Source organism: Microcystis sp. M144S2 (assembly GCF_020246065.1).
GTDB lineage: Bacteria > Cyanobacteriota > Cyanobacteriia > Cyanobacteriales > Microcystaceae > Microcystis > Microcystis ichthyoblabe_A.
The window spans coordinates 35,677-47,355 of the sequence record NZ_JADBTR010000003.1; the positions used below are offsets into that span (position 1 = coordinate 35,677).

8 protein-coding genes are annotated in these 11,679 nt (G+C 41.3%); 3 read left to right on the top strand and 5 right to left on the bottom strand.

Annotation, left to right across the window (positions count from 1 at the left end):
- Positions 1 to 143: 143 nt before the first annotated feature.
- From IM462_RS00260 to IM462_RS00280, 5 genes are all read right to left on the bottom strand, one after another.
- On the bottom strand, positions 144 to 1,490 hold the full coding sequence (locus IM462_RS00260; protein ID WP_287702725.1) for an ABC transporter substrate-binding protein: 1,347 nt from the start codon (positions 1,488 to 1,490) through the stop codon (positions 144 to 146).
- An 11-nt stretch (positions 1,491 to 1,501) separates the two neighbouring features.
- The gene (locus IM462_RS00265) at positions 1,502 to 2,221 is read right to left on the bottom strand and encodes a PspA/IM30 family protein (RefSeq protein WP_287702727.1); all 720 of its coding nucleotides are present in this window, start codon (positions 2,219 to 2,221) and stop codon (positions 1,502 to 1,504) included.
- Between the two features lie 107 nt (positions 2,222 to 2,328).
- The gene (locus tag IM462_RS00270; protein ID WP_287702729.1) at positions 2,329 to 4,914 is read right to left on the bottom strand and encodes an ABC transporter substrate-binding protein; all 2,586 of its coding nucleotides are present in this window, start codon (positions 4,912 to 4,914) and stop codon (positions 2,329 to 2,331) included.
- Between the two features lie 32 nt (positions 4,915 to 4,946).
- Positions 4,947 to 6,311: a DUF1822 family protein gene (locus tag IM462_RS00275; RefSeq protein WP_287702731.1), complete on the bottom strand. Its 1,365-nt coding sequence runs from the start codon at positions 6,309 to 6,311 to the stop codon at positions 4,947 to 4,949.
- Positions 6,312 to 6,333: 22 nt separating this feature from the next.
- Positions 6,334 to 7,476, bottom strand: coding sequence for a sigma factor-like helix-turn-helix DNA-binding protein (locus tag IM462_RS00280; RefSeq protein WP_287702733.1), 1,143 nt, complete (start codon positions 7,474 to 7,476; stop codon positions 6,334 to 6,336).
- 245 nt (positions 7,477 to 7,721) lie between these two features.
- Between IM462_RS00280 and IM462_RS00285 the strand changes: the two genes are divergently transcribed.
- From IM462_RS00285 to IM462_RS00295, 3 genes are all read left to right on the top strand, one after another.
- The gene (locus IM462_RS00285; protein WP_287702735.1) at positions 7,722 to 8,816 is read left to right on the top strand and encodes a fatty acid desaturase family protein; all 1,095 of its coding nucleotides are present in this window, start codon (positions 7,722 to 7,724) and stop codon (positions 8,814 to 8,816) included.
- Positions 8,817 to 8,958: 142 nt separating this feature from the next.
- A complete protein-coding gene (gene pgsA, locus IM462_RS00290) occupies positions 8,959 to 9,510 on the top strand; it encodes a CDP-diacylglycerol--glycerol-3-phosphate 3-phosphatidyltransferase (RefSeq protein WP_287702737.1) in 552 nt (183 codons plus the stop codon).
- 666 nt (positions 9,511 to 10,176) lie between these two features.
- A complete protein-coding gene (locus IM462_RS00295; RefSeq protein ID WP_287702741.1) occupies positions 10,177 to 11,193 on the top strand; it encodes a calcium-binding protein in 1,017 nt (338 codons plus the stop codon).
- Positions 11,194 to 11,679: the final 486 nt, after the last annotated feature.

Below are 11,679 nucleotides of genomic sequence, written 5' to 3' on the forward strand. Positions count from 1 at the left end.
AAGGTTACAAATATCTAGGCATATTTTAACATATTAGCCATTCATTTCTTTCTCAGGGTTGAACATTGAAATAATTGTAATTTTTGCTCATTTTTTGGGGGGAGAGTTGGCAGCTCTCCCGACTTTGGTGGACTGGGGACTTTTCAAGGTAAAGGGACAAACTGCTCACCGGAGGGAGTTGATTGCACTTGAATTAAGACCGGTTGACCAATGCGATCGCCAGTATTGGGATCAAAGCTAATTTTTCCGGTGGCCCCTGTTTGATGAAAATTGCCGGAGCGCAGCAGGGATTGTAGGCCTTGACGATGGGTATTTTCCCTTAAACCGGCAATAATCACCCGTGTAGCGTCAAAACTGGTGGCTGTGCGCCAACTAACTGGACCGCGCCACTGTTCCTGCATAAGATTGGCAAAAGTCTGGTTAACCGAGGGGTGCCAGGGTGCGGCAAGGGTTAAACCTTGGGCGTTTTTGCCGCCATCTTCGAGGGTGCGAATATTGTAGAGGGTGGGACTACTAAACAGAGGCAAACGCTGACGATTGGAGCGAATAACCTCAAAAACGGGATCGAGACGATCAACATGAGCGACGACAAATAGGCCGTTAGCACCCCCAGAAATCGCCTGATTAAGGGCTTGATCGGCCTTAAAATTGGGGACACTCAGATCGCAGACAATCGGCACAATTTGACCGCCTTTTTTCGCCACATTAGCCATCAACTCATCTTTAAAGGAAATATTATCAGGAGCTTGAGAATCGTAGCAAAAAGCAATTTTCTGGACTTTAGCAGTATTTACTATGTAATTTGCTAAGGTTTCCGTAATTTTGCCGTTAGAAGCCACGAGACGAAAGATATAATTTCCCGCACCGGAGAGATTATTAGCCAGGGAGGTGGGAGAAATCATCACCAAACCGCCTTTTTCGTAGATGGGAGCGGCGGCTAAACTGGCATCGGAGGCATTATGACCGATAACAGCGATAATATCGGGATTTTTGACTAATTCACCAGCTACCTCTTTCGATATCTGTGGCTGATTATCGTCATTAACCACGATAACCATCAGTTTTCTGCCGTTGATCCCTCCCTGTTGATTGATCTGGGTTTGTGCGCTGGCGACTCCTCGCAATATTTCCTGAGCGACGTTGGGATTTTTCGCCGGCACAACAACGGCGATTTTGAAGGGATTTGAGCCAGTTTGCAGGTTGCTGAGATAAATTACGCTTTCGGGATCGTTGGGATGTTGAGCGAGGGATTTTTGCAGGAGTTGCTCTGCTTCTTGGTGATCACCTTGAGCAATGGCAGCGATCGCTGATTCTTTGGTGGTGTTAGAATTAGTTTTGATCAGGAGATGATTGCCGTAACTGATGCGGGGATTATTATCGGCTTTTGGGGCAAATATTGCCAATATTTGGGGAAAAAGAAACCAACCGATCAACCCCAGTAAAATATAGAAAATTGGCGGTAAGCTCGCTTTTTTGCCAGTCTTTGTCATCGCTTTACTCCTTAACTTTGCTGATTGAATTCGGCTAAACGGCGGTTAATTTCGTCATCAAGGCTTAAGAAATCGATTTCTTGAGCTAATTTCTCGCTATAGTTCTCGCTTAATTCACTATAGGCGTTTTCTTTTCGATAACGGTCTTTAATCGCTTCATTGGCATCCTCAAAGCGATCGCGGGAGGTATTGAGGTTGAGACTACTATCAAATTCGTTTATTTTACCTAAAGCCTCATTCATGGAACTAATCGCTTTTAAGTTGCTCATTTCTAACTTATAATGCTCGATTTTTTCCTGCTCTTTACGAAGTTTTTCTTTAGCAGCAATGACCACTTTTTCGGCATTATCGACCCGATCTTTCATAGCGGGTAGAATTTTTTCTAGGGAGAGAACCTTAACCATAGCTAGTCTTGCCGCTTCTTGAAGACCTTTTTTTTGAGCGGTGACAGCCTGTTGCAAGTAGTTTGTGTGTTCCTGTTTTTTCGCCTCGTATTGTGCTTGGGCTGATTGCTGGGCTGCTACTACTTTCGCCACCGATTCTGTCAATTCCGCTAGGGATTTTTGCATCGATTCTAGGGATTCTTTGGCCGATTCTACGGCAATTTTGCCGCCGGATTCGATGGGAATACCCCACAACCAATTCCAGATCGCCAGGAGAGAATTTCCTGCCCTATCACCGATCAGCCAAAAAATCAAGGCCTTTGGGGTTAATTTTTTTAACAATTTCATGCCGTTTGTCTCCTAGAGGTGTTACCTGTTAATTAGGAGTGATGGCCAACTTTAATGCAGTGGGTAAGGTTAAGTTTTGTAAAAAGTCTTGACAAGGATAGGAAGGTTTAGACTGGACCGGCAGATTTAATGGGAGCGAGGGGGACAAATTGACCATTTTTGACCTGTAGAATCAAGTAGCGGTCATCATCAGGATTATTGTTCATGTTGCGGACACCATTCTCATCGAATCTAACAGTGCCAGTCATTCCTTCAATAGAAAAATCGTTTCTTAAAGCTTTATATAATGATTCTCGATCGAATTTTTGTCCTTGTTGCAAAGCGGTGAGGATAACTTTGGTCGCATCGTAGGCCATGGGAGTGCGCCAAACATTGATCTTATTTTGCCAAAAACTCTGGATATAATTATCTTTTTTGAGATCATACCAAGGCACGGTGATAACTAAATTTTCTACTCCTTGTTTACCTTCTGCAAGGGTGAGATAACTTTGAAAAGTGGGGGAACCTAAAAGCACTAAGTTTAACTGTTGTGCGGGACGTTGCTTAAAGATACTGACGGCTCTTTTCAGATCATTAACATAGGGAGCAACCATGAGAATATTTACTTGATACTGAGCAATTTTTTGATAAATTTCCTGTTCATCTAAATTCATTTCTGGTTCGATATTGCAGTCAAAATCTGCATCTTTAATGACTTTTTGAAACTGCTGACCGAGGAGAATATTTTTATATTTTTTAGCGAAGTTATAATTATCCCCAGAGCGATTATCATAACAAATTAAATTAGTGGGGTTTTGGATAATTAGCTTGTCAGTTTGTTCCCGGATGTATTCACTTAAGGTTGTGGCAAAAGTTTCCATCTCCGGAACCATTTTATATATATAGCCATTGCCAGAGATTTTCGTGGAAAAGCTGGTGGGAGATAGGGCAACAATTTTCCCTTGTACATAGATATCTTTGGCCGCTTCACTAGCAGCAGAAGCATTATGACCAACCACTGCTATAATTGACGGATCTTTAACAAATTTTTCGGCTCGATCTTTGGCATCTACGCCACTATTATTATCATTAGCGACCACTACCTGTAGAAAGTGAAAATCGGGGTTTTTGGCCTGTTCATCGTTTAACTCCTGTTGAAATAAAGCAATACCTCGTAAAATTTCTTGAGCAATTTCTGGATTATTACCAATAGGAACACTGGTGGCAATTTTTAAGGGATTTCTATCTTGATAGGCCGCACGAGCGTTATTATAATAGATGCGAATCTCTGGATTATTGGGCAAGCGATCAAGGGATTGTTTAAAAAGTTGAATTGCTTGTTTATAGTCTTGGTTTTTAAAAGCTTGTCTTCCCCGTTCAATAATGTTATCTTGTCGGTTTGTCTTTAATAATATTTCTTCACCTAAGCTAATTTCTGGGTATTTACTAGCATCATCGGAAAATACTCCTCCCCAATATAAAACTGATAAAGTTACCAGAATACTTAAAATAAATAACAGAGCTTGTTTCCAGCGACTAGATAGACGTAAAGGCGAACTTTGCTCATGATTTTTTCCCTTATTTTCAGGGGGTAAAGGTAAAATTAACGGTGGTTCTTCAGGATTTTCTATCAAACGAGGCAGCAAAGAAGAACTAGCAGCATCCACCTCAAATTCGTGTAATCTTAATTCTTGTCGAGCGATTGTTAAGGATTCTTGTAGGGATTTATGTTCAAGAAAATTGGGAAGAAAAACTTCTAGAAATCTCAAAGCAACCCGCACAGCGATGGGTTCTTTCATAACAATAATATGGGGTACTCCGATATTAGCCAACTGACGACCAATACCCAACCCATCGCAGGAATTACAGATCACAAGTTTTAAGCCTTTTTTAACAGCTATTCCTAGGGAATTTCTTAAGTTATGTGCAGGAGATAAAGCCGTATCATTATCAATGATAAAAACTCCATCGTAACCGTCGCTACTGGTTTGACTATGACCTAAATAAACTACAATATCCCATTGATTTTTGATCAACTCATTGTGAATATTTTTCGTTGAAAGAGGAACTTCTGAACTGGGACTTAATATTTGTATATAAACCTTATCTGGGTTTCCTAGTGCCGTTTGCAAACTGGATAAACACAGGGAATTATGCTCGTTTTCGATGTCAATATTACCCAAAATTACTAAAACCTTAATCGGAGAAGTCAGGTTAATTATCGGGGGATTTCTCTGGATAGTAAGAGCAATTTCCACATCGGGACACCATTCGTGTAAAAAATTCCAACACTCCCAGGGAATTTGTTGTAAATCAAAGTGGGTAGTTTGGATAAAAAATCTTACTTCTGACTGATTACCTATATGGAACAAGATACGATTTTGTATCGAACTCAGATAACTAGAGTTTAGCCATTCATTTAGGCTATCTTTTAAAGTTTGAGTAGCTTGTCTCAGGTTGTCTCTAGGATCACCTACCGCTGCATGGGTGATCATACTATGAGGAACGGTAATTCCTAAACTGGGTTGACTTTTTACCCAATGATAATAAGCTCGACGATAATTTTGCAAAGCGTCAGCAATGTCAAGGTTAGGGACTAATTTACCCTCGGCAAAAGGTGCTATCAAGAGATGATTGTCACGAATTTCTAGAGTGACGGAAAATCCCGTTTCAAAACTGCCATCACCAATTTTCAGAATCACAACTCTGCTCATATCTTTACCCTTGACATTTGCTGCTATCTCTATTAAATCCTAAACTGTTCGGTAATGCTACTGTCCCCTAAACTTAGGTTAACATTAAAGCGATCATCGGCATCAGCTAGAAAATAAAGTTGCAGATAGCTATCTAAGGGTTTCTCCCTTGCTCTTGCTTCTAAACTGGGGATTAATTGGCCTATTTCATCGCTAATTTGCAAAGATAAACCGGGGGGTAGCTTGGCAAAATTGTCCATGGCATAGGCACGAATTAAGACAGCAATTCTCTGGTCACTGGTCGATAAAACTCCCACCATTAAAGCAATTTTATAACCCATTAATTGACTACCCACATCGAGCATTTTACGGATAGCAGCATTGGGATAATGGGGATCGATATTCCAGAGATATTCGGCCGCTTGCCAGCGAATAGTTTCATCTTGGGTTTGATGTTGCAGTTTTGCTAAAGCTTCCTCTGGGGTTAAATGTTCCCAAAATTCCACCTCTTTTTGACTAGCATACAGTTGTCTAATTCTTCGCTGAATATCTGTCGGAGATTCTCGGCTGCTGATTTTTTCAGCAGCTAACAAAAACCCCGGATTAATTGGACGATAACTGTCGATAGTGCTGAGGATTTCCTGCCATTTCTCGCTAATAATTCCCTGCAACCATTGACTAAGTTTAGTGGGGATTACCTCTAAACGCTGCTGATAAAGTTTTTCTCGCCATTGTTGATTATTTAACAAAGCTAACCATTGCTGAAAACTAATATCTAATCTCGGAGAATAGGGTGAAACTTGACCTAACTTTTTAATTAAATTTTCTGCTGTTGCTGGCGATAAGTTTGCTAAAGATTCGAGTTTTCCTTGTTCACTCTCTCCCTCTAAACAACTCTGCCAAAGAATATCTAAATCATCAATAATTTGCTCACTGTCCAAATAATATTGATGGTAAATTGGATCGTATTCTGCGAGATTTTTAACATCTTTTCTGGATATAAAACCCCAGATATTGATAAATTTTTCTGCTAAATCTACCTGCACGGCTAGATAAAAATCTGCCGCTAAATCGGGAATATCAACCCATTCTTGCTCTATTGTCAATCCCTCAATGTCAATAGCTTGACTGGGAATAGTAGTAACTTTTTTGTCTTGAATTTGCCAAGTAAACCCGTTAATAAACTCCCAAAGATACTGATGGTTTTTAGGTATTATTTGAAGGGAACAATCAAAATTATCTTTTAGCCAATTGCTTAAGCATATTTGCACTAAGTAATTAATCAAAGCCTGATTTTTGGCGGTTTGATTAGAGTATTGACTGAGAATCGATCGAGCTTGCTTGATCTCTGTTTCCGAAAAAGTTAGCCAAAGGGATTTCGGGTTAATTTGTTGCAAAATATCGAGGTTGACTTTCATGGTATCTCCTAACAGATTAGATTTAAGTTAAGTAGGACTGACAAAAATATTCTAGATAAGCATCGATCTCTTGTTTTTGCCGAGATTTTAATTTAATCTCATTTAACAACTTAGGACAATCTTTGCCTTCCCTTGCACAGAGTAGCTGATAAATTTTTTTACATAATTGGGTTATTTCTCGACTAATAGTAGATGAGTGAACTCCCAATCGATTAGCGATCTGTGCTTGGGTCATCTTTTGATGATAGTAACAATATACAATCTGTTTAACTTCATCCTCAAGAGTGATTAATAACTTATTAATATTTTCCTGGATTTCTTGCTGTTGTAGTAAATCTTTACTTGGCTTCTTGCTGGGGAGATTTTCCCAAAAGTAATTGCTATTATCGTCATAATTATTAGGCTCAAATCTAGAGTAAGGAGGATCGATATGATTACGCATTATCTCCCCTATTTGATTGAGTTTTGCTTGCACTTCCTCCACGGTGAGAATAACTTGCGGTTGTAACTGCTGTAGGCGATCGATTACCTGTTGCCAATCCTCCCCTTGCCACTTATCCAATGATCTAAGAGAAGCTTTTTTTACCTCTCGAAAACAGTTAAATATTAGCAGATGATTCTCGGTAAAGATACCCGATGTTCGTAAAACTTTTTGAATTTTATTCGCACTAAAAAGACTGACTATACCGAGATTAGTCCTGCCAATGGTTTTATACTCTCCTCGCAGAAAATTATAGAGAGTATTTCTCAATTTTTTATCTGTCCATTTTTCTAAGATTAAGCGAAAAAATCCCGGTTTGGTCTTGTTATCCTGAAAATTACCGTAAAAATTGCTAGGATTGTTGGTGATTGCCGTGGAAAGCAAATTCAGCAAATAGTAGAATAGGGTTTCATAATCAGCATCGATCCGATGACCGACATTTTGATAGACCCTTTGAGTTACCATACAGGAGCGATATTGTAAGAAAACCATCCAATGGGACTTGACTAATTGGTTATTAGGATCATTCTGTAACCATTGCCACAGATAAAAATACACCGCTTCATCATTGGCCACGCTTCGACCGATCGCATCGAGTGATTTTCTTAATTGTGGCACTTCGCACCAGAAAACTCGATCGCCTTCAATCGCTTTAATAGTAGTATAAAAGTACCTAACGCTCATTTCTATCACCGGCTACAGGTATCTGATATCTGATTAGGTAAAAACCGAGGATTTTCTGCAAGAGTAGCAAATAAATTGAGCGATTCCCTTGCCAAGCGCACCTCTTTCTCTGACAATAGATGAGAGACTGATGAGAAACTATCAGTTATAGTGAGACAGCCTTAGCAAACCAGTAAAAGACTCATAAATTAACTCTGAGCTGCCACAAATAGCCGTCATATCAACTTCTAGGACAAAAATTAGGAATGCGAGTAACTTTTACCGAAAATCAGGGTTTTAGAAAGGAATTGAATAAACGGGTTGATGCTTATTTTACCGAAAACGGCATCCCCACCAGAGATAATTTTGCCATGTACCTGAAGACGATCACGATTTTAACCTGGGTAATTGCCGCTTGGCTATTTGTGCTTTTTGGTCCAGATATCTGGTGGCTAAAAATTATCGGTTGCATGGTTTTAGGGGGAGGATTAGCAGGGATTGGTTTTAGCATTGGTCATGATGCCAACCATGGCGGCTATTCTAGTAAAAAATGGGTTAATTCTCTCATGGGCATGACCTATGATTATATCATCGGTACTTCCAGTTATCTCTGGCGTTTTCGTCATAATTATCTCCATCATACCTACACCAATGTTTTAGGGTACGATGTGGAAATTCACGGCGATGGTGTGGTGCGAATGACTCCCCATGCCGAGCATAAATGGTATCATCGTTATCAACATTTATTTATCCCGATTCTCTACGCCATAATTCCTATCTATTGGTCATTCTCCGATGTGCGCTCTATTCTCTTTGGTCATCGTTTTGGCGAGATTAAAATTCCTAATCCTAAACCGATAGATCTATTCGTTTTATTGAGCGGAAAAGTTGTTTATCTCTTCTGGTTTATTGGCATTCCTCTTCTAGTTGGTTATAGTCCCCTAGAAATAGCGATCGGTTTTCTCATTGCTTTTATGACCTATGGAGTTCTTGCCTGTCATGTATTTATGTTAGCTCACGTTTTGGAACCCGCCGAATTTATTCAACCCTCGGCAGCTAACCAAATCGAAGACGAATGGGCAATCTTTCAAGTGCGAACTACCGTGGATTTTGCTCCTAAAAATGCCTTTTTAAATTGGTATTTAGGGGGATTAAATTATCAAGTCGTTCACCATCTGTTCCCGCAGATTTGTCATATTCACTACCCCAAAATTGCCCCAATTTTAGCGGAAGTTTGCCAAGAATTTGGCGTTAATCATGCCGTTTATCCTACCCTGCGAGGTGCTTTAGCTTATAATTATCGTTGGCTCAGACAATTAGGCAATAAACAAAGTAATTTCGATCTCAAATTAGCCAGCTAAAGATCAGTTATCAGTTATCAGTTATCAGATGTAAGTTTTAAGTTAATTAGTTAGTTATCTTTATCTTTATACCTGTTTACTGTTTACTGATCACTATTTACTGGTCACTGATCACTGTTTACTGTTTACTGATCACTGAAAAATGAACCTACCCAACTCGATTACCCTATCGCGACTCTTGGGACTGCCATTAATTTTATACTGGTTGCATCAAGGCACAGAAATCGATCGCTGGTTAAGTTTAATTATCTTTCTGATTGCTGCCAGCACCGATTGGCTCGATGGTTATCTAGCGCGAAAATTAAAGCAAATCACCGAATTAGGTAAATTTCTCGACCCTTTAGTCGATAAATTGCTGGTTCTCGCTCCTCTTTTAGCTCTGATTGAAATGGATTTAATTGCCGCTTGGGGAGTATTTTTGATTCTCGCTCGCGAATTAGCGATCGCTGGTTGGCGCATTAATCCCAATTTAACGGGAAATAGCGACATAAAAGGGGCTAATTGGTGGGGAAAAAGCAAAACAGTCAGCCAAATTGTCGCTATCGCTCTCTTAATTGCTCCCTTGCCTTCTGAATATAACTTAATTGCTCAGGTGGCTTTTTGGCTATCGGTGACATTAACTTTAATTTCTGGGGTGATTTATATCACCCCCAACCGAAAATTAACAGAAAATTCAGAAAAACTTAATCATTAGCAATAATTGAGGAAACAAACCTAAAAAATAACGATAGCCTAATCGGTGGTGATGGCAACGATAACCTAAACGAAGGCCTTGACACCATCACCGATTTTAACCCTACTGGGGGCAACGCCGATACTATCCAAGTTTCTACCGCTGGTTTCGGGAGTGGACTGACTGCGGCCGCTTTGTTGGCTACACAATTCCAGTTCGGTGCGGAGGCTCTCTTACTCTTTGTGTGATAAGTTTAACTTATATTAGGAGTGATCGATCTTTGTGTCTTTGTGGTTCTTTCCACTAATCCCAGGATAGGGGGTTAAAATGCGTCTGAGCTTACTTTAAACTGAAGTTCGCTCGAATAGTCAAAACCTGAGTAAGCTGTACTGCATTTAAACTGCCTCTTAGGAACTTTAGTACAAATGCTCGAACTCCAGTTCCGCCTCTCCTGGACTCCCATGCAGTCTTAACGAGTAATTTAAATAGTCAACATCTTATGACAGAACTTTGCATCGTCTTCCGATGCGGCATGGTTAAATTTAGCCTAGCAGATGCTTGTCCCCAAGAATAATCTGGGAAACAAGCCCCCAAAAAAATAGTTGCATTTTTTTTCCCGGTATATAATAATCGGGAGGAAGATTGTCAAACTCTTCAGATTCAAACAAATCATTCAAAGGAAAAACTATGGCCATTACTGTAGACTTCTCTGGCTCTGCCATTGGTGTTTCTTTCACTGCTGGGAGTGCGACAGTTGCCCAGTTACTGAACGCCAATCCTACTCTCCCCATTTCTCTGCCAGCAACAGGCCTTACCGCCGATAATCTCACTTTCATTGGCGTTTTCGCTCCCGCTCAAGGCAGCAGTACGGTTTGGAGAATAACCAACTTCGGCCCTGCTGTTTCTAGCGCAACCCTTTCCCAGGTCGGTGGAGGCTATTCTACGACCCTTTCCCTGCCAGCAAATAGCTTTACCTTTGTTAGAGCTGGGACTACCGACACTTATCAACTAACAATCGACGGTGCTACTATCACGAAAGCCGCAGGTACCACAACCATATCTCTGGGCAATCCACCAGCACCCGCCGGTCAAACTACCGTCTCAAGAATCGATTCAAACGTTCCCCATAACATTATAGGTAGTAACTTCAATGATACCCTCACCGGCGGGGGTAGTACCGATACCATCGACGGTGGGGCGGGAGACGATAACATCGGTGGTCTTCAGGGCGGCGATAGTATTCTAGGCGGCACTGGAAACGATGCTATTCAAGGCAATTCTGGAGGCGATACCATCAACGGTGGAGCTGGAGCCGATACCATATTTGGTGGTACCATCGGCGATACCATCACTGGTGGTACTGGTATTGATCGTTTTGCTTACGCTGCTACCAATGAGGGTACTGACACCATCACCGATTTTAGCACCGCGGTTGACCCTGATTCTATCCAAATCTCCGCCTCTGGCGGCGGTTTCGTCAATGGCGGACTGACTCTTGGTCTTTTGACTGGTACGCAATTCCTTCGGGGTGCGGGAGTTGTTGCCGCTACTGATAACTTGCAAAGATTCCTCTATAATACCACTGATGGTGCTTTACGGTTTGACGCAGATGGTATTGGTGGCGCTTTTGCGCCGGTTCAACTCGCAACCCTTACTGGTGCGCCAGCAGCCTTCGACCACGGCTATATTGTCATTGTCGCCTAATCTATGCCTGTCCCTCCCCTGCGGTGGGTTGGGCAGTTGTGGATTTTTGGGGTAAAACTAAGCCACCAGAAATAATCTCTACGGGTGTGTTAGCTAGGGCTAGGACACCCTTATTACTTTAAAGCATTAGTAAAGGGAGCTTGAGAGCCATTGGCATTAGTTTTGTGTGGTGATTAAGTAGCTGGTTATAATTAAATTAAAAATGGATTTTAGGTTCGATCCCCCCTTAGTCCCCCCTTAGTCCCCCCTTGATCCCCCCTTGATCCCCCCTTGATAAGGGGGGTGCCGATCCCCCCTGCCCCCCTTGATAAGGGGGGTGTCTGACAACTTTTAACGCCTACCTACTTAACTGACGGTGATAATCGCCCCATAACCGGGCTGCCTGTTGACTACTGCCGGAAGTGGGAGAATTATTATCATTTCCTAACCAAATGCCCGTCACCCAGTCGCGACGGGGAAGATAACCGATAAACCAGAGGTCCACAT